The sequence below is a fragment of the Nitrobacter vulgaris genome (assembly GCF_031453995.1).
GTDB classification, from domain to species: Bacteria; Pseudomonadota; Alphaproteobacteria; order Rhizobiales; family Xanthobacteraceae; genus Nitrobacter; species Nitrobacter vulgaris.
Genome location: NZ_JAVDPZ010000013.1, coordinates 48227 through 70523 on the forward strand (window position 1 = coordinate 48227; position 22297 = coordinate 70523).

16 protein-coding genes and 1 riboswitch are annotated in these 22297 nt (G+C 61.3%); of the genes, 9 read left to right on the forward strand and 7 right to left on the reverse strand.

Translation table 11 applies throughout. From position 1 onward, the window contains the following. Window positions 1–6: 6 nt before the first annotated feature. Window positions 7–2826 (forward strand): hybrid sensor histidine kinase/response regulator, encoded by a 2820-nt coding sequence (locus GGQ85_RS10055; RefSeq protein ID WP_309774368.1) that lies wholly within the window; start codon window positions 7–9, stop codon window positions 2824–2826. A 135-nt stretch (window positions 2827–2961) separates the two neighbouring features. Here the strand turns inward: GGQ85_RS10055 and GGQ85_RS10060 are convergent, their stop codons facing one another. Continuing rightward, window positions 2962–3630 carry an MBL fold metallo-hydrolase gene (locus tag GGQ85_RS10060; RefSeq protein WP_309774370.1) on the reverse strand — a complete coding sequence of 223 codons (669 nt, stop codon included), beginning with the start codon at window positions 3628–3630 and terminating at the stop codon, window positions 2962–2964. A 290-nt stretch (window positions 3631–3920) separates the two neighbouring features. On the opposite strand from GGQ85_RS10060, the gene GGQ85_RS10065 reads away from it, so the two are divergent. Next, on the forward strand, window positions 3921–4412 hold the full coding sequence (locus GGQ85_RS10065; RefSeq protein ID WP_079445269.1) for an MmcB family DNA repair protein: 492 nt from the start codon (window positions 3921–3923) through the stop codon (window positions 4410–4412). Window positions 4413–4533: 121 nt separating this feature from the next. Here GGQ85_RS10065 and GGQ85_RS10070 read toward each other — a convergent pair whose 3' ends face one another. Both GGQ85_RS10070 and GGQ85_RS10075 read right to left on the reverse strand, forming a co-directional pair. Continuing rightward, complete coding sequence (locus GGQ85_RS10070) at window positions 4534–5088, reverse strand: ActR/PrrA/RegA family redox response regulator transcription factor (protein ID WP_079445268.1); 555 nt, start codon at window positions 5086–5088, stop codon at window positions 4534–4536. A gap of 89 nt (window positions 5089–5177) precedes the next feature. Beyond that, complete coding sequence (locus GGQ85_RS10075; protein WP_309774372.1) at window positions 5178–6518, reverse strand: ActS/PrrB/RegB family redox-sensitive histidine kinase; 1341 nt, start codon at window positions 6516–6518, stop codon at window positions 5178–5180. 310 nt (window positions 6519–6828) lie between these two features. On the opposite strand from GGQ85_RS10075, the gene GGQ85_RS10080 reads away from it, so the two are divergent. Continuing rightward, complete coding sequence (locus GGQ85_RS10080; protein ID WP_309774374.1) at window positions 6829–8136, forward strand: polyhydroxyalkanoate depolymerase; 1308 nt, start codon at window positions 6829–6831, stop codon at window positions 8134–8136. 253 nt (window positions 8137–8389) lie between these two features. Continuing rightward, window positions 8390–9226, forward strand: coding sequence for a M48 family metallopeptidase (locus GGQ85_RS10085; RefSeq protein ID WP_079445266.1), 837 nt, complete (start codon window positions 8390–8392; stop codon window positions 9224–9226). A gap of 234 nt (window positions 9227–9460) precedes the next feature. Here the strand turns inward: GGQ85_RS10085 and GGQ85_RS10090 are convergent, their stop codons facing one another. Both GGQ85_RS10090 and GGQ85_RS10095 read right to left on the reverse strand, forming a co-directional pair. Next, window positions 9461–11644, reverse strand: a complete 2184-nt coding sequence (locus GGQ85_RS10090; protein ID WP_309774375.1) for a transglycosylase domain-containing protein — start codon at window positions 11642–11644, stop codon at window positions 9461–9463. A 297-nt stretch (window positions 11645–11941) separates the two neighbouring features. Further along, window positions 11942–14716, reverse strand: a complete 2775-nt coding sequence (locus GGQ85_RS10095; RefSeq protein ID WP_079445264.1) for a [protein-PII] uridylyltransferase — start codon at window positions 14714–14716, stop codon at window positions 11942–11944. Window positions 14717–15004: 288 nt separating this feature from the next. Between GGQ85_RS10095 and GGQ85_RS10100 the strand changes: the two genes are divergently transcribed. Beyond that, window positions 15005–16009 carry an Hsp33 family molecular chaperone gene (locus GGQ85_RS10100; protein ID WP_079445263.1) on the forward strand — a complete coding sequence of 335 codons (1005 nt, stop codon included), beginning with the start codon at window positions 15005–15007 and terminating at the stop codon, window positions 16007–16009. Window positions 16010–16027: 18 nt separating this feature from the next. On the opposite strand, the gene apaG is transcribed toward GGQ85_RS10100, so the two are convergent. Further along, window positions 16028–16423: a Co2+/Mg2+ efflux facilitator ApaG/CorD gene (apaG, locus tag GGQ85_RS10105; protein ID WP_079445262.1), complete on the reverse strand. Its 396-nt coding sequence runs from the start codon at window positions 16421–16423 to the stop codon at window positions 16028–16030. Between the two features lie 204 nt (window positions 16424–16627). Here apaG and GGQ85_RS10110 point away from each other — a divergent pair, with 204 nt between their 5' ends. The 3 genes from GGQ85_RS10110 to GGQ85_RS10120 are packed head-to-tail and all read left to right on the forward strand — an operon-like array spanning window position 16628 to window position 19598. Further along, window positions 16628–17875 carry an OpgC domain-containing protein gene (locus GGQ85_RS10110; protein ID WP_309774382.1) on the forward strand — a complete coding sequence of 416 codons (1248 nt, stop codon included), beginning with the start codon at window positions 16628–16630 and terminating at the stop codon, window positions 17873–17875. Beyond that, the gene (locus tag GGQ85_RS10115; protein ID WP_309774384.1) at window positions 17872–18633 is read left to right on the forward strand and encodes an SGNH/GDSL hydrolase family protein; all 762 of its coding nucleotides are present in this window, start codon (window positions 17872–17874) and stop codon (window positions 18631–18633) included. The genes GGQ85_RS10110 and GGQ85_RS10115 overlap by 4 nt, the downstream gene beginning before the upstream one ends. A 2-nt stretch (window positions 18634–18635) precedes the next feature. Next, window positions 18636–19598, forward strand: coding sequence for an SGNH/GDSL hydrolase family protein (locus GGQ85_RS10120; RefSeq protein WP_374708875.1), 963 nt, complete (start codon window positions 18636–18638; stop codon window positions 19596–19598). Between the two features lie 39 nt (window positions 19599–19637). Here the strand turns inward: GGQ85_RS10120 and GGQ85_RS10125 are convergent, their stop codons facing one another. Beyond that, window positions 19638–20831 (reverse strand): O-succinylhomoserine sulfhydrylase, encoded by a 1194-nt coding sequence (locus GGQ85_RS10125; protein ID WP_309774387.1) that lies wholly within the window; start codon window positions 20829–20831, stop codon window positions 19638–19640. 71 nt (window positions 20832–20902) lie between these two features. After that, window positions 20903–20982: riboswitch (SAM riboswitch) on the reverse strand. A gap of 172 nt (window positions 20983–21154) precedes the next feature. On the opposite strand from GGQ85_RS10125, the gene GGQ85_RS10130 reads away from it, so the two are divergent. Further along, the gene (locus GGQ85_RS10130; RefSeq protein ID WP_309774389.1) at window positions 21155–22261 is read left to right on the forward strand and encodes a 2'-deoxycytidine 5'-triphosphate deaminase; all 1107 of its coding nucleotides are present in this window, start codon (window positions 21155–21157) and stop codon (window positions 22259–22261) included. Window positions 22262–22297: the final 36 nt, after the last annotated feature.

The following is a 22297-nucleotide window of genomic DNA, read 5'->3' on the forward strand; positions in this document are numbered from 1 at the left end:
CCATCAATGTTTGAGAAGGAAGGTGTCAGTTCCGGAGCCTTTCTCGCCGGAGGCGGGGAGATGGGTGATTTGACGCGCCGATTCGATTGGGCCTCTACATCGGTCGGCGCTTCCGATACCTGGCCGCAGAGTCTGCGCACGGCAGTCCGGATCATGCTGAACACCAACCACCCGATGTTCATCTGGTGGGGGCCGGACCTGATCCAGTTCTATAATGATGCCTATCGGCAGACCATGGGACCGGAGCGGCATCCCAGCGCGCTTGGGCAGAAGGGCAAAGAGTGCTGGACCGAGATCTGGGACATCATCGGCCCCCAGATCGAGCACGTCATGGCCGGCAGCGGCGCGACGTGGCATGAGGAGCAGCTTGTTCCGGTCACGCGGCACGGCAGGTTGGAGCAGGGCTATTGGACCTACGGCTTCAGCCCCATCGATAACGATGAAGGTGTTGGAGGCGTGCTCGTCGTATGCCGCGATGTCACGCGTGAACATTTTGCCAGACTTGCCTTGCAGGAGCGGGAGACCGAGCTCGCGCGCGTGCAGGCGATTGGACGGATCGGCGGCCTCGAAGTCGATCTGCGCACCGGGCATCGCAGTCGCAAGTCGCCCGAGTATTTGAAGATACATGGCCTTCCGCCCGAAGCCGTCCACGAGAATCGTGAAGACTGGCTTCGCCGCGTTCATCCCGACGATCGCGCGGTCGCCGAAGGGCAGTTCATCGATGCGGTGCGGGGCGGTGATCGCGAGTACGCGGTACGCTACCGTATCATCCGGCCGAGCGACGGCGCGACACGCTGGATTTCCGCCCGATCAGTGATCGAGCGCGATGCGGAGGGGAAAGCGCTCCGTCTGTTCGGCGCGCACATCGATGTCACCGACCAGGTCGAAGCGGAGCGTTCGATCCGCGAGCGCGAACAGGAATTTCGTACGCTTGCAGAGGCGCTGCCGCATCACGTCTGGACCGCCACGTCCGACGGCTCATTTAACTGGTTCAATCAACGCTTCTACGACTATGTCGGTAAAAAACCGGGCGAACTCAGCGGCTACGACTGGAGTAAGATCGTCCATCCGGAGGACGCATCGGCCGCTGCCGCCGCAAGAACCCGCGCGGTGAACAGCGGCGAACCCTATGAGATCGAGTTTCGGCTGCGGAGGTCTGACGGCAGCTATCACTGGTTTCTATCCCGCGCGGTGCCGGCGCGCGATGACGACGGTCGTATCACCCGCTGGATCGGCACCAACACCGACGTCCACGATCAGAAGCGGATCGCGGCAAAACTCGCCGAGTTGAATGCGACGCTCGCCGAGCGCGTCGAAGAAAAAACCCGCGAGCGTGACCGGATCTGGAACGTGTCCCGGGACTTGCTGCTCGTCATGGACCAGAACGGCATCTGGCGCTCCGTCAATCCTGCCTGGACCAGGACGCTCGGCTGGAGCGAAGCCGAGCTGATGGAGCGCACCGCCGAATGGATCGAGCATCCCGAAGATATCGTTAAGACCCGAGTTGAGGTCCGCCGCCTTGCACGCGGCAAGGCTACCGTTCGATTCGAAAACCGGCTTCGTCACCAGGACGGCTCGTACCGGTGGCTGTCCTGGACCGCTGTTCCGGATCAGGACCTGATTTACGCCGTGGCGCGCGATGTCACTGCCGAGAAGGCGGCTGCCGAACGGTTGCGGGCGGCCGAAGAAGCGCTACGTCAATCGCAGAAGATGGAAGCAGTCGGCCAGTTGACCGGCGGCATCGCCCACGACTTCAACAACCTGCTCACCGGCATCGTGGGCTCGCTGGATTTATTGCAGACGCGCCTCAATCAGGGGCGGACCGATCGCGCGGGACGCTACATCGAGGCCGCAATGACCTCCGCCAATCGGGCCGCGGCGCTGACGCACCGCCTGCTGGCGTTCGCCCGCAGACAGCCCCTGGTGCCGAAACCGGTCAATGCCAACCAGCTGATCCTCTCGCTGGAAGACTTGTTGCGCCGGACGATCGGCGAGACCATTGAGCTGAAAATCGCCCCATCAGAACAGCTCTGGCCGACGCTGTGCGACCCCAATCAGCTCGAAAGCGCGCTGCTCAATCTCGCGATCAATGCACGGGACGCCATGCCCAGCGGCGGCAGGCTCACGATTACCACGGCGAACGTGACCCTCGAGGCCATCGAGTCCGGGGCCTCCGCCAAGCAACCGGGCGACTATATCTGCATCACCGTCGCCGACACCGGAACAGGCATGACCGCCGATATAGCGGCGCGCGCCTTCGATCCATTCTTCACCACCAAGCCGATCGGACAGGGTACCGGACTCGGCCTGTCGATGATCTACGGATTCGCCCGGCAATCGAATGGCCACATAGCACTCGACACCGTGCCGGAACGAGGCACATCGATCAGCCTGTCTCTGCCGCGCCATGATAGCATTGCCGAGGCTCGTCAGGCGTCTCCCGTGAACAGGATCACCGCGACCGGGGAGACCGTGCTGGTGGTCGAGGATGAACCGGTCGTGCGCAGCATTATTGTCGAAATGCTGCACGATCAAGGTTATGTCACACGCGAGGCCGCGGACGGAGCGGCGGGCTTGCGGATCCTGCAACTGGGCACTCCTGTCGATCTCCTGCTCACCGACATCGGGCTTCCGGGCATGAACGGACGCCAACTCGCGGATCAGGCGCGGGAACTCCGGCCAGATTTGAAAATCCTCTTTATGACCGGCTATGCCGACAATGCCGCAAACGCCAAAGGCTTCCTCAGGCCCGGCATGGACATGATCACCAAGCCGTTCGATCTCAGCCATCTTTCGCAGCGTGTCCGCGACATCATTTCCCGCTGATATCGGCTGCGAGGTGTGTGTCGGCACCATCCATCATCCATCGCCGTGGAGAGTGGCGGCGGTCCTGCGCATGGCGTGATCCGTTCTGTGTCGAGACCGACAGGCGATCACTCTTGGTCTCGAACCTGAGAGGAGTCACACGTTGCCGGTCAGGAACGGATTGCTTGCGCGCTCGTAGCCGATGGTCGACCCCGGACCATGTCCGCAGATGAAAGCAACGTCATCCCCAAGCGGCAACAGCTTGTCGGTAATCGACTTGATCAGCATGGCATGGCTGCCGCCTGGCAAGTCGGTGCGGCCGACGGAACCGTTGAACAACACGTCGCCAACATGCGCAAAGCGCATCTCCGGGCTGAAAAAAACCACGCTTCCCGGCGAATGGCCGGGACAATGAAGCACATCGAATGCAAGTTGGCCGAACTCGACCCGGTCGCCCTCCTCGAGCCAGCGGTCCGGGACAAAATTGCGCATTCCGGTCATGCCGTAGTGGCATCCGCTTTCGACGACATGGTCGAGCAGGAACTTGTCGGCGATATGCGGACCCTCGATGGGGACCTTCAGCGCGTCGCGCAACTCCGCGGCGCCGCCCACATGATCAATATGGCCGTGCGTCAGCCAGATCCGTCCGACGCTCACACCGGCCTTTTTAATGGCGGCCCTGACGAGCGGAATATCGCCTCCAGGATCGATCACCACCCCATCCTTGGTGGCTTCGCACCACAACAGGGTGCAGTTCTGTCGGAACGGCGTCACCGGGATGATGGTGGCGCCGACTTTGGTGCTGCTTTGGTCGTCCCGGCTCATACGCGCACAATGCCGATTTTTACGGCCTCGCCAAGCGATTTAACGTCATCACCGGCGACACACCGAGCCTAGCGCGTACTCCGCAAAGGTGGATACCGTTTTGCGGTCAGAGTACGCACACGTTATTGATTAAGAGCATTTTCGTACGGCTAACCGGATTCCACTTAGCTGGAAAATGCTCTAAGCCCTTCCGCTTCTGACGGAATCAGAAGTAGTGTTCTATGGTTTTGATTTGACTCGTTTTCTTCACGCGAACCGGCACCCACGTCGCTCGAAGACGCTATAGTCGCATGGAAACGAATACCGCTCACATCGCCTTTGTGGCCCTGCCGGATCGCCGCCAGTCGGAGACCGCGCTGGCGATCGCGCGCGGGACCGGCAGACTTTTGCGATCGCTTGGATTTGCGTGTCTCAGCGAATTGTCGCTTCCGTCCGGGCGCCGTGCCGATCTCGTTGCAGTGAATGCACGCGGCGAGATCTGGATCGTCGAGATCAAGTCATCGGCCGAGGATTTGCGTGCGGACAGGAAGTGGCAGGATTACCGAGAGCATTGTGATCGCCTGTTCTTCGCTTTCACGCGCGATCTGCCGTGCGATATTTTCCCCGGCGATACGGGGCTAATCGTTGCAGACGCCTATGGCGCCTACTTGCATTGCGAGGCGCCCGAGCACCGCCTGTCGGCACCGACGCGCAAGGCGATGATGCTGCGCTTCGGGATCGCGGCGGCGCAACGTCTCAATCGCCTGGCCGATCCGCAGGGCTACACCGACGGTGAATTTTAAAGCATGAATGTGACTCGAGGGCGGCGCCAGCGCAAGGCGATAAGCCACTTCGCTCGAAACGCTGCGTCTGACTTAAAGCTGAACGGCTGTCGCCCCTTGAACGGAGGATAACAATTCAGTCTCAGCGAGGCGCGCGTTTCGCCAGAATACGTTGCAGCGTGCGGCGGTGCATGTTGAGCCGCCGCGCCGTTTCCGACACGTTACGACTGCACATCTCGTAAATGCGCTGAATGTGTTCCCAGCGCACGCGATCGGCGGACATTGGATTCGGCGGCAACTCGGATTTTTCTGTACCGCTGGCAAGCAGCGCTGCGACCACGTCGTCGGCGTCGGCAGGCTTGGACAGATAATCGATCGCCCCCATCTTCACCGCCGTCACAGCGGTCGCGATGTTGCCGTAGCCGGTTAGCACGATCGCTCGAGCATCGGGCCGCTCGCGCTTAAGCGCTGACACAACGTCGAGGCCATTGCCGTCGCCCAGCCGCAAATCGACCACGGCAAAAGCCGGCGCGGACTTTCCGATATGCGCAAGACCATCAGAGACGCTGCCGCATGAGGTCACAGTGAAGCCGCGCGTTTCCATGGCGCGCGACAGCCGCTCCAGAAACGGTTTGTCATCCTCAACGATAAGCAGCGAGCGGTCGGCTTGCGGGATAACGTCGGGGGTGGCGTTCACATTGATACCTCGCGTGATTGGTCTGAAATCATATGATCGCTGAACACCGCACCGCAAGCAATTGTTGCCCAAATCCACGGCCGCGATCCCTATCCTATTGTCTCCGCAATCGTTTTTGCTGTTTCAAAACGGACACGTGGCCACACAATCCTGACCACCGCGCCATGCTCAGGAAACTTTCGGTTCTTGAATGATACCTTAGCGCCGGTTCGCTCCAGCAAGGTTCGGGCGATAAAAATTCCAAGACCCAGTCCTGTACGTCCGCCCTGGGCATCGCCGGCGTTGCGACGGCGCGACAGATAAGGCTCGCCGATCCTCTTCAGAATGTCGGGGACAATGCCCGGTCCGTCGTCCGCAATGACGATCTCAACATTGTCTCTGTCCCACCAGGCATTCACTTCGACCGCGCTGCGGGCGAAGTCGACGGCGTTCTCGAGAATGTTGCCGACGCCGTAAAGGATCGCGGGGTTACGCATGCCGACCGGTTCGTGGTCACCTGCGGCCTCGATCCGGGTCTTGATGTCGATGCCGAAGTCACGATGCGGGGCAACGGTTTCCTCAATCAGCGTCGACAGCGGCATACGATCGAAGGGCGCGCCAGATGAGGACAGTTGCGCGATCTTGGCGAGAATATCGCGGCAACGCTGCGCCTGCTCCCGTACGATCCCGAGATCGCCGGCGAGCCGTTGTGGATCCTGAGCGCCATTCTCCTGCAAGGCTTTTTCCAGCTCGCGCGAAATCAGAAAGATGGTTGAGAGCGGTGTTCCGAGTTCGTGGGCGGCCGCGGCAGCAAGGCCGTCGATCTGGGTCAGATGCTGTTCGCGGGTCAGCACCAGTTCGGTCGCCGCCAGGGCGTCGAACAGCTTGCGCGCCTGCTCCGTCACCTGGAATGTGTAAAGGCTCGTGACACCGATCGCCAGGACGATCGATAGCCAGACTCCTATGAGATAGATCGGCGGCAAGACGAGCGGATTGGATGCATCCCACGGCAGTGGCAAATGCGTGAAGCCCAGGACCGTCGCGCAGGCGACCGCGAAGCCGCCGAGCGCCATGGTCATTTGCGTCGGCAAGGCGGTGGCCGAGATCAGTACCGGCGCCAGAAACAGATAGGAGAATGGATTCTGCAAACCGCCGGTGAAGAACAGCAGCGCGGCCAGTTGAGCAATGTTCAGCGCAAGCAGCGTTGCCGCATGCCATGGCTCGAGCCGCTTCATCGGATTGAAGCTGACTTGCAAAGCGAGATTGAGTAGCGACGACAACCCGACGATCGTCAAACAGGGAGCGGTTGGCAGATCGAACTCAAGTCCCTGCTCAACAACGAAGATCGCCGCGAGCTGCCCCAATACCGCAAGCCACCGCAGCCGCAAAAGAGTGTCCAGCCGGACGTAGCGGCGGGGATGGCGGAAATCGGAAGCAGCAACGTCGGTCATTCTCGAAGACTAGAGCATCATTCTGAAAGGTGAGAACTGCTTTCGGAAAAGACATCTCAAAATAAAATGCGGAGCCGGCTTTCATTTCATGGGACCGGGCCAAGCCCGCATGAAATTTCCGAGACTGATAACGCAGCGCCACCTTGCGCGGCATAGCAGCGTCCTGGCCTCAAACGAGGCCGGAAAGAGATTTTTTCCACCTGAGGTTTCTCTAAAAGCATCAACCTACTATATCTAGGCAAGCGGTGGATTGACGCTCTGTATCGCAACGGTCACTATGTTGCGACGCAAAAAAAAGGGGAACAAGCCAATGCCGATCGGTGAATTTGGACGGCCGCCGGAGATGCCGGCGGAAGTCAGCCCGTCGATGACGGCGCCGATGTACTGGATGTACGAAATGGCTCAGGCGTCGCTCAACCCGGCTCGCGCCATCACCGATGCAACCAGGATGCTGTTCCAGAACCCGCTCAATCCGTGGGCGCATACCGAGTTGGGCAAATCCGTCGCCGCGGGTTGCGAACTGTTCGAACGCACCACCCGCCGTTACGCGAAGCCGGAATGGGGCCTCCACGAAACCGAAGTCAACGGTGTGCGCACACCGATCGAGATCCGCTCGGTCTGGGAGAAACCCTTTTGTCGTCTGCTCCACTTCGATCGAATGCACACACATCCACTGCGCGTGCCGCAGCAGCGCCTGCTGCTGGTGGCTCCGATGTCGGGTCACTACGCAACCTTGCTGCGCGGAACCGTCGAAGCGTTCATGCCAACGCATGACGTCTACATTACCGACTGGTCCGATGCCCGAATGGTACCGGTCGCCGAGGGGCGCTTCGATCTCGATGATTTCGTCGACTATCTGATTGAGATGCTGCATGTGCTCGGCGGAAACGTCCACGTCATCGCTGTCTGCCAACCGTCGGTCCCGTTGCTGGCCGCCGTGTCGGTGATGGAGGCCGAGCGCGATCCGTATGTTCCGCTGTCGATGACGTTAATGGGAGGGCCGATTGATACCCGCAAGAATCCGACCGCGGTCAACAATCTCGCCGCCGAAAGGGGCACCGATTGGTTCCGCAATAACGTCATCACCAAGGTGCCGTTTCCGCACCCTGGGGTGATGCGCGACGTCTATCCCGGCTTCTTGCAGCTCAATGGCTTCATCAGCATGAATTTCGATCGCCACATGAATGCGCACAAGAGTCTGTTCGAGAATCTCGTTAAAGGCGACGGCGACCTGGTCGACAAGCATCGCGATTTCTATGACGAGTATCTCGCTGTGATGGATCTGACCGCCGAGTATTATCTGCAAACGGTTGATTTGGTGTTCGTCAAGCACGCGCTGCCCGAGGGCGAGATGACCCATCGCGGCCGGCTGGTCGAACCTTCGAAGATCACGCGCGTCGCGTTGATGACGGTCGAAGGTGAGAAGGACGACATTTCCGGCCTAGGCCAGACCGAGGCGGCGCACGCGTTATGCACATCGATCCCAAACAACCGGCGAACCCATTACGTGCAAAAGGATGTTGGTCACTACGGAGTGTTTAACGGGTCGCGGTTCAGATCGGAGATCGTCCCTCGCATCAATGACTTCATGCAGTCGAACGCCAGACAGCCAGCGTAAGCATCGCACGCTGCGGCCGCTGCATCGATCGCACGTAAATCCGAACGGAAACAATCGCCTGATCGATCCCGCAGTCAGGGGCGCGGGATCCTGCGGTAACCCTCCAATGATCGGTTCATTTCTTTTGTTTTCAAGAGATGAATTCATTTTCATCGCTTCGAGGGTCAACTCAGCCGAATGAAATACAAATTTTCTTGTTCCTGCACCCCTTATATAGCCAATCGGGGATGGATTACCCCTGTATATTGGGCAAATGATTTGTTTTTGCGCCGATCGATTTGAGTGGCGCCGGATATGGCAGAATCCGGGCGAGATTTCCCGTCCCGGATTTGCAGACATGGCCCGTGCGCTCCTTTATCGACGTCCCGCCGAACCATCCCGGCTTCTCATCAAGCATGGATCCCAGGTTTATTCAGTCCGCTTGCGCCGGCATCGCCGCGCGCGCCGCTACACCTTGCGAATCCATCCGAGTGACCGCGAAGCGATCCTGACAATGCCGCCGCGAGGAACGCTCGCGGAAGCAAAAGACTTTGCGCAACGTCACGGCGGCTGGATCGCGGCGCGTCTCGGGCGGCTGCCGAAGGCGGCGCCCTTCCACCACGGCGCGGTCATTCCGCTGCGCGGCATCGCCCATCGGATCGTGCATCGCGCCGGCGAGCGCGGTACCGTGTGGACCGAGACGCGCGATAGTGGCGAGCGTATTCTTTGTGTCGCCGGCGAACTCGAATATCTCGACCGGCGGGTCCATGATTTCCTGAAACGGGAAGCAAGACGAGACCTACAAAAAGCCTCGCAGCGCCATGCCGACGCGCTTGGCGTCAAGGTCAAGCGCCTTTCGATCCGCGACCAATCAAGCCGCTGGGGATCATGCACGTCCTCCGGATCGCTCTCGTTCTCATGGCGGCTCATCCTGGCGCCGCCGTTCGTGCTGGATTATCTCGCCGCGCACGAGGTCGCCCATCTCGTTGAAATGAATCACTCGCCACGGTTTTGGAAGGTGGTGGCTCGCATCTGTAATCATGTCGAGCGGGCCAAGAAGTGGCTCGACGTTGAAGGCAACGACCTCCATCGCTACGGTATTCAGGACTGATCTCGGAACTGCCGACGCGGCCGAAGTCTTACGAGGGCTTGATTGCTTTGGTTGGAACTGAAGCGCTTCGTCATTGCGAGGAGCACAGTTCCTCGTCTTCGAGGAACGACGGTGACGAAGCAATCCAGCTCTCTTTCTTGCTATCTGGATTGCTTCGCTCAGCACAAAATTGGCAGCCAATTTGTCGCGAGTTCGCAATGACGCGTTGAGAGCTTCATCTTATTTTGTCATGCCTCAGTGACCGCCGAACAGCCGGTCCACGAGCCAGCCATCCAGACCGCCAGCAGCTTCCGGCCGCACATTGGTCCGCACCGGCTGCGGCTGGCGCTCGACCGCAGGCGAAGCCGCCGGGACCGGTACGTCGACGGGTTGGCCGAACTGCGCGACTTCAGGCAGGAAGCCGCCCCGCTGTGTGCCGGGAATCGGCTCGGGCCGAACGCCCTGGTGAGCGGCGCGCATAAAGCGGGTCCAGACCTCCACCGGCAGGCCGCCGCCGGTCGCCTTGCGGGTCGGCGTATTGTCGTCGTTGCCGAGCCAAATCCCGGTCACGAGCCGCGCGGTATAACCGATGAACCATGCATCGCGAAAATCCTGACTGGTTCCGGTCTTGCCGGCGGCTGTCCATCCGGGAATCTCGGCCTTGCGCGCGGTGCCGCTGATGAGCGTCTGCTCCATCATCGTATTCATCATGGCGACCCCGCGTGGATCGATCACCCGGTCGGGTGCTTCCTTCCCGCGCGCATAGAGAAGCTTGTTGCCGTCGACGGTGCGGATGCGCTCGACGATATGGGGACTGGCGGCATATCCGCCGTTTGCGAACGGCGCGTAGGCCCCGACCAGCTCCAGCGGCGACACCTCTGAAGTGCCAAGCGCAATTGATGCGTTCGTCTCAAGTTTTGATGTGATACCGAGGCGGTGCGCGGTTCGCACCACTTTTGCAGCACCGACTTCCAGTCCGAGCCGGACGGCGACGGTATTGAGAGACATTGCGAGCGCCTGGGTTAGCGTCACCGCGCCGAAATATTCATGAGAGTAGTTCTCCGGCCGCCAGCCTTTGACATCGAGCGGAGCGTCCTGACGGATCGTCTCGGGCGTGAGCCCAGCCTCGATCGCGGCCAGATACACAAACGGTTTGAACGCGGAGCCGGGCTGACGCTTTGCCATGGTCGCCCGATTGAACTGGCTGTCGGCGTAGTTGCGGCCGCCGACCATGGCGCGGACCGCGCCGTCGGGCGTCATCGCCACCAATGCGCCCTGGCTGACATTGAACTTGACGCTTTTCGCGGCCAGTTCGTCGATCAGGGCGGCTTCCGCCACGCTCTGCAATTTCGGATCGATGGTCGTTTCGACGACAATGTTCTGATCGACCTGGCCCACCAGATCATCGAGGACATCGCCGACCCAGTCAGCAACGTAGTTGGTGGTACCGGCGCTGGCCGGCTTCACGGCGTAGGAGGGTTGGGCGGCCGAGGCGTGCGCCTGTTGCGCCGTGATGAGGTGAGCGTCCGCCATTGCCGCGAGCACGATCTTTGCGCGGGCTTCGGCACCTTCCGGGTTGCGATCCGGCGCGAGCCGCGACGGCGACTTGACGAGACCGGCCAGCATGGCGGCCTCGGCGAGCGTGACGTTCTTCGCGGGCTTTCCGAAATACTTCTGCGCCGCCGCTTCGACACCATACGCGCCAGACCCGAAGTAAACGCGGTTGAGGTAAAGCTCGAGAATTTGCGCTTTGGTGTGCTTGCGCTCCAGCCAAAGCGCGAGTTCGACTTCCTGGAGCTTCCGCTCAAGCGTGCGTTCCTGGGTCAGGAACAGATTCTTGGCAAGTTGCTGGGTCAGCGTCGAGCCGCCCTGCGATACGCCGAAGTGCAGCACGTTGGCAACGGCTGCGCGCAGGATGCCGATCGGATCGACGCCGTAATGCGAATAGAACCGGCGATCCTCGATCGCGATGAAGGCGTTCGGCAAATAGGACGGCACGTCCTTGAGCAAGACGTTGTTTCCGGCCATTTCGCCGCGCGTCGCCAGCACGCTGCCGTCCGCAGCGACAACCTGAATGGTCGGCGGACGTTTTGGAATTTCGAGCGACTGGATTGGGGGCAGATGCGCGCCGATATAGATCAGCAGGCCGACGACGGCGATAACCGCCCACAATGCGAGTACGGCGCCCCAATAAAACAGCCGCGAGAGACGCGCGCGTGTACGCTTCTTCGCTCGCCGTCCACCCTCACCCGGAGGCCTGCGCGGGCCTTCAGTATTCGGAGCGGCTGCTTTGCGCGGGCGGGCTCGCCTGTCCGGCGGCTTGTCGTCAGCGATCGTAACGCGGTCGAGCGGATTGATGCGCAACTCCGAAAGCGAAGCTGCGAACCCGCTGAATACCGGCTCTTTGCGCCCGCTACGCTTTTTTTGTCCCCACGCCATACGCAACAACGCTCACGCCGACCCTGCACGCCAGTGTGCCGATTTCGAAGTTCGCATGTTCTTGCAGCAACCGTTGATGCGAACGTCAAAATCAGACGGGACCCTAGCGGCCGGGCTTTAAGGCGCGGTTACCTGAAAGTTAATGCAACATTAGGGCTGGAACCGCCGACCCAAGTCGAACAAGCCGCGTCCTGTCATCCGCGCGACGTTCGCAGCCCGACCGGCTGGTCCGGCCAGAATGAAGGCCAAACCCATTTGCAAGGCGGCGTTTGCAAGACGCTGCCTCCCGACGGCGAATTATTTCGCAGTGCTGCCGTTAGCGAGCAGATGGACCAGCGCGCGCTTGATCGCGGTCTGCCGTGTCGGAGCGGTGATCCGGGCGCCGAGCAGGTCGGTGACGTAGAACACGTCGCGCGCGCGCTCGCCGAATGTCGCCACGTGGGCCGAGGCGATGTTGAGGTTGAGCTTCGAGATCGCCGTGGTGAGCTGAAACAGAAGCCCAGGTCGATCAAGCCCTGAAACCTCGATCATGGTGTGGCGGTCCGACCATTGATTGTTGATGGTGACCTTGGGTTCGACCACAAACGGCCGCAGCCTCTTTCCCCCGGCGCGGCTCGGTATCACGTCGGGCAGGCGCAACCGGCCTTCGAGCACCTGCTCGATGATCTCGGCGATGCGGCCGGCGCGCCTGCCTTCGTCCTCGTCGCGCTCATATTCGCGTGAGATCGCGATGGTATCGAGCGCCTGCCCGTCGATGGTCGTATAGATCTGGGCATCGACGATATTGGCGCCGGCCGACGCGCATGCGCCGGCAATGATCGACAGCAGCCACGGATGATCGGCGGTAAGGATCGTCAGCTCCGTGACGCCGCGCCCCTCATCGAAGCCGACGTTGATGTTAAGCTTCTTGCCGCTTCCTTCGCTGGCGCGCAGGAAGCGCGCGTGCCTGATCTTGTGCTCGAGATCGACCTTGAGCCAGTAGGCCGGATAATGCCGGACAATGTAGGCATCAAGCTCATGGTCGGGCCATTCGGTGAAAGCGGCACGGAACTCGGCCTCAGCCGCCGCCATGCGCTGCGCGCGATTGACCTCGGAGAAGCCGCCGGTCAGCACGGGTTCTGTCTCATAATAAAGAGTGCGGAGCAGCTGGGCCTTCCAGCCATTCCAGACGCCGGGGCCGACGCCACGAATGTCTGCGGTCGTCAGGATGGTCAAGAGCTTCATCCGCTCGACCGACTGGACCACGGCCGCGAAGTTCTCGATGGTCTTGCGATCGGACAGGTCGCGAGACTGGGCCACTTTGGACATCGTCAGATGCTGTTCGATCAGCCACGCGACCAGTTCGGTGTCGGCTGCGTTGAAGCCAAGGCGCGGGCACAATCTGCGCGCTACCTTGGCGCCCGCGATCGAATGATCCTCGGGCCGGCCTTTTGCAACATCATGAAGCAGTGTGGTGATGTAGATGACAGGCCGGTGTTCGGGAAGAATCTTGCGCATCAGCTCGCTGGCGAGCGCGACCTCGTCATTGTCGCCGCGCTCGATATCCTGAAGGATGCCGATGCAGCGAATCAGATGCTCGTCCACCGTGTAGTGATGGTACATATTGAACTGCATCATCGAGACGATCGTGCCAAAGGCGCGGATGAACTGACCTAGCACCCCGGTCTCGTTCATCCTGCGCAGCACGGTCTCCGCGTCATTCGAGGTCAGGATCTCCATGAACAGCCGGTTGGCTTCCGGGTTTTCGCGAAGCTCCGCGTTGATCAGCCGTCGCGACCGCGTCACCAGCCGCAAGGCGTCCGGATGAAAAGCCAGGTTGTTCTTCTGCGCGAGGCGGAACAAACGGATCAGATTGACAGGGTCGCGCTTGAAGAGATCGGGCGTCGCGAGATTGATGCGGTTGTTGTCGATGATGAAGTCGTCGTTGTCCGGAACCCGCCGAACCTCCGTGCCCCGCGGCCACAACATCACGCGGCTGAGAACCGGTGCCGGCTTGGCCTGCTGATCCTCGAGCTTCGCGCATAGAATTGCGGTGAGGTCGCCGACATCCTTGGCGGTCAGGAAGTAGTGCTTCATGAAGCGTTCGACATCCTGCATCCCCGGATGAGACGTATATCCGAGCCGGACCGCGATCTCCCGCTGCAAGTCGAACGACAGCCGTTCCTCCGCCCTCCCTGTCGCGAAGTGCAGGTTACAGCGTACCGACCATAGAAAATCGGCGCAGCGGCTAAAGGTCCGGTATTCGCGAACATCGAACACATTGCACTGGAGCAATTCGTGGCTTTCACGCACCCGATAGACATACTTCGCGATCCAGAACAACGTATGCAGGTCGCGTAATCCCCCTTTGCCATCCTTGACGTTAGGCTCGACCAGATAGCGCGACTGGCCGGCGCGGTGATGGCGCTCCTCGCGCTCGGCAAGCTTGGCAGCGACGAATTCCGCCGCTGTTCCCCGCACCACTTCGGTGTCGAAGCGGCTAACCAGTTCGTCGTAAAGCGCCCGGTCGCCGGTGACGAAGCGGGCTTCCAGAATTCCGGTGCGGACGGTCATGTCGCCCCGCGCCTGCCGGATCGATTCATTGACCGAGCGCGTCGCGTGACCGACATTCAAGCCCATGTCCCATAGACAATACAGGATAGCCTCGGCGACCTGTTCACCCCACGCCGTCTGTTTGTAAGGCAGAATGAACAGCAGATCGATATCCGAGTCCGGCGCCATCAGACCGCGCCCGTAGCCGCCGGTCGCCACCACGGCCATGCGCTCGCCGTCGGACGGAATGGGGGAATGATAGAGATGACGGGTCGCGGCCGAAAACGCCAGACGGATGATTTCGTCTTGAACGAAGCAAAGCCATTCGGCGCAGCGCCGCCCGTGGCGGTCACGCAGAAGCCTCGCCTGCGCCGCATCGCGCACTTTCGCGAGTTCGACCTTCAACAACCTGGACACGGCAGAACGGAAAACGTCCCCGTGCCCAGCGTGCTTTTCGGCCAGCGCATCAATTTCGCCGATGATCCGGACGGTATCGAAACCGGCGCCGTCCGCCGCTTCTTTTGTCGTTGCGAGGTCCATCGCTTATCCGGATAACGGAGGCCGCGCGCGCTGTCACCGCAGTTTGTGAACTGCATGTGACGGATCCATGCTTCAACCCACCGGTTTGAGCAATGATGCGCTCCAGCCGGCGTCTCCAGAATATCTGTTTTCTCGTTGACGGAAATCCCCTAAATATTTGAAACGCGTGACTTTTATTTCTCCGCTGCCGCGCCGATATTCCGCAGCCCATCCTCAAACGGAGCTTTATATGACGCTCCTCCCTCTCATGGGGTTTCGATCCCGACCAGTCGACCCCAGATAGAGGGCATGACCTCACAAATGCCCGACCCCGCCACGTCGCGTGAAACCCCCGTGCGTGCGCCCTCATCCATTCCGGTCGACGACGCCGTGATTCCGTTTGAGGTGAGCACACTCGACCTGCGCGGACGACTGACCCGGCTAGGGCCGGCGCTCGACGAGTTGCTGGTCCGGCACGACTATCCCGCACCGGTCGCCAAGCTGCTCGGCGAGGCGATCGTGCTGACGACGCTGCTCGGTTCATCGCTCAAGTTCGAGGGCCGGTTCATCCTGCAAACCCAGACCGATGGACCGGTGTCGTTCCTGATTGTCGACTTTCGGGCCCCGGCCGGGCTGCGAGCCTATGCCCGTTTCGACAAGGCCCGGCTCGGCGATGCTTCCGACTCGGGCGCGCTGCTGGGCCGCGGCCATCTCGCGATGACCATCGATCAGGGTCCGGACATGAACCGCTATCAGGGTCTTGTGGCACTGGAAGGCGGCAACCTCGAAGATGCGGCGCATGAGTATTTTCTGCGCTCGGAACAGATTCCGACGCGGGTCCGGCTCGCGGTCGGCGAGGAGTGGCGCCGGGAGGGGGATGGACCGAAGCGCGGCTGGCGTGGCGGCGGCATGCTGCTGCAATTCCTGCCCAAGGCGCTGGAGCGCGCGCGCCAGGCCGATCTCCATCCCGGCGATGCCCCCGACGGTGGCGCCGTGCATACGGTGAGCGAGGATGATGCCTGGGCCGAGGGTCAGTCGCTGATCGGCACCGTCGAGGACCTCGAACTGATCGATCCCGACTTGTCCGGTGAACGTCTGCTTTATCGCCTGTTCCATGAGCGCGGCGTCAGGGTGTTTTCGCCGCAAGCGCTGCACGCGCGGTGTTCATGCTCGCGTGACGCCGTGGCGGCCATGCTGAAGAGCTTCACGCCGGAGGACCGCTCGGGCATGGTGCAGGATGGCAAGGTTGCCGTGACCTGCGAGTTCTGCAATTCGGTGTACGAATTTACCCCGCAGGAAGCCGGCGTGGAGTAGGCGCGATTGGACGCGACCTTAGTTCAGCACGCGCTTGCTGTCGGGGCTGTCGAGCGAGAAGGTCGGAACGTCTATTTCGAAGGGTTCGCCGCTTCGGATCGAGATCATCTGGTAGCGGCCACTCATGAAGCCGGTGGCGGTCGGCAGAGGAACCCCGCTCGTGTATTCGAAGCGCTCGCCGGGCGCAAGCACCGGCTGCTCGCCCACGACGCCCTCGCCGCGGACTTCCTGCTTCCTTCCCGAGGCATCGGTGATGATCCAATGCCGGGTGCGCAACTGCACGGTCTCGGGACCGGCGTTTATGATAACCACCGTATAGGACCAGAAAAAATGGCCTCGCTCGGCGGACGACCTCTCCGGCATGAAATTCGGTTCAACGGTGACTTCGATCTGGCGGGTAACGGCACGGTACATCGCAAACTCTCTAGTATTCGAGCGATCATAGCCAAAACAGGCGCATGAACCAGCCCCCTTCGTTGTGATCGTGCGTCAGCCTGGTTCCACACTATGATCCCGGCGGCAATATTGATTTTTTGCCACCGTTAGCGTGAAGCTGTCCTCCCGTAAATCCATCTCGATCGCGCAGGCGATTGAGATGGCCTTATCGAAGCCGAGCGTATGCCGCCAGTTACCGATCAGATTGTCGGAGCGCGCACGAGGGCAACCCCTGCGGGCGTCACGCGCGATGCGCCGGCCGTTTTGATTCCGACCCCGCCGCGCGAGCGCGAGCTGAGGCTCGATCTGTTTCGCGGGCTCGCGCTATGGTTGATTTTCATTGACCATCTGCCGCAGAACCTCCTGACCTGGCTCACTCTCCGCAACTATGGCTTCAGTGACGCCACGGAGATTTTCATCTTCATCTCGGGCTATACCGCCGCCCTCGTTTACGGACGCGCGATGCGCGAGCGCGGATTTGTCGTCGCCGCCGCGCGCATTCTCAGGCGAGTCTGGCAAATCTACGTAGCACATATCTTTCTATTCACGATTTTCCTCGCGGAAATTTCCTACGTCGCGAGCAGCTTTGAGAACCCGCTTTACACCGAGGAAATGGGCATCCTCGATTTTCTCAAGCAGCCCGACGTCACGATCGTGCAGGCGCTGCTTCTGAAATTCCGCCCCGTCAACATGGACGTGCTGCCGCTCTACGTCGCGCTGATGCTCTTTTTTCCGCCGGTGTTGCTGGTGATGCAGCGCAAGGCTGATCTGGGGCTAGCGCTGTCGGTCGGTTTTTATGCACTCACCCGGTGGTTCGATCTGGCACTGCCCGCCTATCCCAACGGGGTCTGGTTCTTCAATCCGTTCGCCTGGCAACTGCTGTTCGTGTTTGGCGCATGGTGCGCGCTCGGAGGCGCCAAGCGCATCTCGCGCATCCTGTCTTTGCCGGCAACACTTTGGATTTGCGTCACCTATCTGCTGTTCGCTTTCTACACCACGCTGACCTGGCATGTGCCGCAGCTCAATCATTTGATGCCGGACATCGCCGAACAGTGGATGTATCCGATCGACAAGACCAATCTCGACGTGCTGCGCATCAGCCACTTTTTGGCGCTCGCCGCGCTGGCCGTCCGCTTCCTGCCCAGGAACTGGCCGGGATTGGCGTCCCCCTGGCTTAAGCCGCTGATCCTGTGCGGCCAGAGTTCGCTCCAGATCTTCTGTATCGGGGTCTTTCTGGCCTTCGCCGGGCAGTTCATCCTCGCAGAGTGTTCCGGCGGCGCCACGATTCACCTCATTATCAGCATTTGCGGAATCCTGATCATGTCCGCCGCCGCATGGGTGTTTTCGTGGTACAAGAGGGTTGCGGGCAAGGGCGGAAGCCGCGCCAAACCTGCCGATGGCGACTCGGATCTTGCGGGAGGAGGAGCATGAGGACCGGCTTGGCGTCGGTCTTGATCGCGCTGGCCGCTTCATCGGCCAGCGTCTCCGCGTGTGCTGACGATGTGACCAAAAACTGCGCCGTGCCGGCCTATCTGCTGACCAGCGATAGTACACTATCCCGGGTCGCCTCGGCGGTCAGGGCGGGCGGCCCGCTCAACATTCTGGTGGTGGGCAGCCGTTCCTCATCAATATCCGGAGCCGAGGAGGAAGCCTATCCGGCGAAATTGCAGGCTGCACTTCGCGAGAAATTGCCGGGCATTCTCGTGAACGTGTCCGTGGAACTGGCTCTGCGCAAGACCGCCGAGGATGTCGCGCCCGGCCTCGGCAAGCTCGCGGAGGCGAAAAAATCAACTCTGGTGGTGTGGCAGACCGGCATTGTCGATGCCATCCGGTCCGTCGACATCGACGACTTTCGCGAGGCCCTCGACCAAGGCGTGACCTCATTGCAGAAAGCGGGAGCGGATGTCGTGCTGATGAACATGCAGTACAGCCCGCGCACGGAAACCATGGTTTCAATGACATCTTACATCGACAACATGCGCGTCGTCGCGCAGCAGCGCGACGTACCAGTGTTCGACCGCTTTACAATCATGAGTAAGTGGAACGAGAGCGGTGAATTCGATCTATTCAGCCCAGTGCGGGGAGTAAGCCTTGCCAAACGCGTTCACAGTTGTCTCGGTAGCGCCTTATCGACCTTCGTGATCGAGACCGCTCGCATCAACCCCACCGAACTCGGGACCAAGCGTTGATGATGATCCTTCGCTTCCGCAGAACCCTCGGCCCGGCCGCGGCGGTCATACTGGCGGCAGTATCGGCCTCCACCGCGCTCGCACAAACGGCGCCGGCCAACGCCTCCGCGCTGTCGACAGGCAGCACCGCACCCGTTTCTTCGGTCGCAACCGCGCAATCCGGCACGCCGACGCAGAGCCTGTCCGGAAGGGCGATCGACAAGGTAGCGACAATTGCTGCTCGCGCGCGCGACATCTTCAATCGCGTCCCTTGCCTGCCGCCGAAGGGTGTCTCGCAGTCGGTGGGATCACTGCCTCATGTGGCGGCCAAGCTTGCCGCCAACAAACCGGTTGTCATCGTCGCCTTCGGTTCGTCCTCGACGCAGGGTTACGGCGCGACGTCGCCAGAATTCAATTATCCGAACCGGCTGGCGGCCCAGTTGCACCGCAAATATCCGGCCGCCGCCATCACCGTGCTCAATCGCGGCAAGGGCGGCGAGGACGCGCCCGAGATGATAAAGCGGCTGCGAACGGAAGTGATCGATGCCAAGCCGGACATGGTGATCTGGCAGGTCGGCACCAACGCGGTGCTACGCAATCTCGATCCCGCGAGCACCGCAAAAACCGTCGAAGACGGCGTCGCGACCATTCAGGCCTCCGGCGCCGATCTGGTCCTGATCGATCCGCAATACGCGCCCGCCGTCAATGCCAGGGGCGAGAATGCCGGCAGAATGGTCGGTCTGCTGAACCGGGTCGCGCACTACAGGCATGTGGGGATTTTCCCGCGCTTCGAGGTCATGCGCGACTGGCACGACCGGCAGTCGCTACCGTTCGACACCTTCGTGACCAAGGACGGCCTTCACATGAACGACTGGGGTTATGCCTGTTTCGCCCAGTTGCTCGGCGACAACATCATCAAGTCGGTGGATCAGGTCCAGGCTGGCGCCAGTTTACCGGCGGCCGCGACTGTCAATCGGCCTTTGTGAGACTTTACCACCTTTCCCTGTTGGAAAGGGAAGAAAGCCTCACACCTTGTCCAGTGCGGCAACAAGATCCTCGATCAGGTCGTCCTTGTGTTCGAGACCGGCCGAATAGCGGATGAAGCCTTCGCCGATCCCGAGCCCGGCGCGGACTTCCGGGGCAAGGCGCTGGTGGGTGGTGGTTGCCGGATGGGTGACGAGACTCTTGGCGTCGCCGAGGTTGTTCGAGATGCGCGCGAGCTTCAACGCGTTGAGACACCGAAACGCCGCCGCCTTGCCACCCTTGACATCGAAGCCGATCAGCGTCGAGCCGGCGCGCATCTGCTTTTTCACCAGCGCCGCCTGCGGATGGTCCGGCCGGCCCGGATAGATGAGGCGGGACACTTTCGGATGCGACGCCAGCACCTCCGCGATCGCCGCGGCGCTCTCGGTTTGCTGGCGCACGCGGACGCTGAGCGTCTCCAATCCCTTCAGGAGAATCCAGGCGTTGAACGGCGAGATCGACGGTCCGGTCTGGCGTATAAAGGTCTGGAGATGATCCTGGACGAAAGCGTTCGACGACAGGATGACGCCGCCGAGGGTCCGTCCCTGGCCATCGATGTGCTTGGTAGCCGAATACACTACAACGTCGGCGCCGAGCTCCAGCGGGCTTTGCCAGATCGGTGTCGCGAACACATTGTCGACGATCAGCCGAGCGCCAGCCTGATGCGCGATCTCGGCGATGCCACCGATGTCGAGCACGTCGAGCGTCGGGTTGGTCGGGCTTTCGATGAAGCAGGTTTTGGTGTTCGGCCGCATCGCCTTGCGCCATTGATCGAGATCAAGGCCGTCAACCAGCGTGGATTCGATGCCGTAGCGGGGCAGCAGGTCTTCGACCACATAGCGGCAGGAGCCGAACAAGGCCTTTGCCGCCACCACATGATCGCCCGCCTTCAGCGGCGCCAGCATCGCGGTGGTCACCGCGGCCATGCCCGTCGCGAGGGCGCGCGCGGTCTCCGCGCCTTCGAGCGCAGCCATGCGCTGCTCGAACATCGCGACCGTCGGGTTGGAGTAGCGCGAGTAGATGAAGCCGGGATCTTCGCCCTTGAATCGCGCCTCACACTGTTCGGCGGTGTCGTAGACGTAACCTTGAGTCAGGAACAGGGCTTCCGAGGTCTCGGCGAACTGCGAACGTAGCGTGCCGGAATGAACCAGCCGGGTTTCAGGGTGATAGCGGGATGCGGACTTGGTCTCGGACATATGATCTCCTGCGTGTCCGCTGCGGACAGCGGCCACAAAAAAACCGGCCTGGAAGAACTCCACAAGCCGGGATCACATTGTCCCCGGCCTGTTTAGCGACTTATTTAACGTGGCTGCAAGCCGGCCGGCTCAAATCACCACGGAACGCTGTCATGCCTAATCCCGCCTCTCCCGTCCGTCAAGCCAATCAATTGACAATCGCAATCGGCTGGCTGCAAATCCGGATTCAGACGCCAGAACCCTGCCTCTCGCCGACGGACAAGCACTAAAAGCCCCTGCTCCTGTTTTCGGGTCGATATCGCCCAGGCCGTAAAGACGACATCGTGTCATTCTCGCTCCCTCCCGACGCCAACGGCATTCTGCCCGACCGCATGATCGCGGCGATGGCCGACGCAGGCCTGATCCTGCCGGAATATCCGTTTGTCGAGAGCCAGATCCAGCCGGCAAGCCTCGATCTGCGGCTCGGCGCCATGGCTTATCGGGTGCGCGCCAGCTTTCTGCCGGGGCCGGACGCAACCGTCGCTGAACGCATCGACGAGCTCAAGCTGCACGAAGTCGATCTTTCCGACGGCGCGGTGCTGGAGACCAACTGCGTTTACATCGTGCCGCTGCTGGAGAGCCTGGCCCTGCCGCCCGAAATCATCGCCGCCGCTAATCCAAAAAGCTCGACCGGCCGCCTCGACGTGTTCACGCGCGTGATCGCCGACGGCACCCGGCGCTTCGACATGATCGGCGCCGGCTATCACGGGCCGCTCTATGCGGAGATCAGTCCCAAGACGTTTCCAGTGCTCCTGCGCGAGGGATCGCGGCTGTCGCAGGTCCGCTTCCGCACCGGAGAGGCCGTTCTCGATGCCCACGAGCTCGAAGCCCTGCACGGACGGGAGCGGCTCGTCGATGTCGACGACGCCGATCTCGTCAACGGCGTGGCGCTCAGCGTCGATCTTTCGGGCGACTATGCCAACGGCTTTGTCGGCTATCGCGCCAAGCGCCATACCGGAGTGGTCGATATCGATCGCCGCGGCGGCTATGCGGTCGGTGAGTTCTGGGAGCCGATCGCGGCGCGGCCGGACGGCAGCCTGATCCTGGATCCTGGCGAGTTCTATATTCTCGCCTCGAAGGAAGCTGTTCAGGTGCCGCCGGACTACGCCGCGGAAATGGTGCCGTTCGATCCGCTGGTCGGCGAGTTCCGCGTGCACTACGCAGGCTTCTTCGATCCCGGCTTCGGCTATGCCGGCGCGGGCGGACAGGGTTCACGTGCGGTGCTCGAGGTGCGCTCGCGCGAGGTGCCGTTCATTCTCGAGCACGGCCAGATCGTCGGCCGCCTCGTCTATGAGAAGATGCTGTCGCGGCCCGACGCGATGTACGGCCAGCGCATCGGCTCCAACTACCAGGCCCAGGGCCTCAAGTTGTCAAAGCATTTCCGGTTGTAAGATCGTAAAGGCCTGCTGCTGATTCCATCAGAAGCG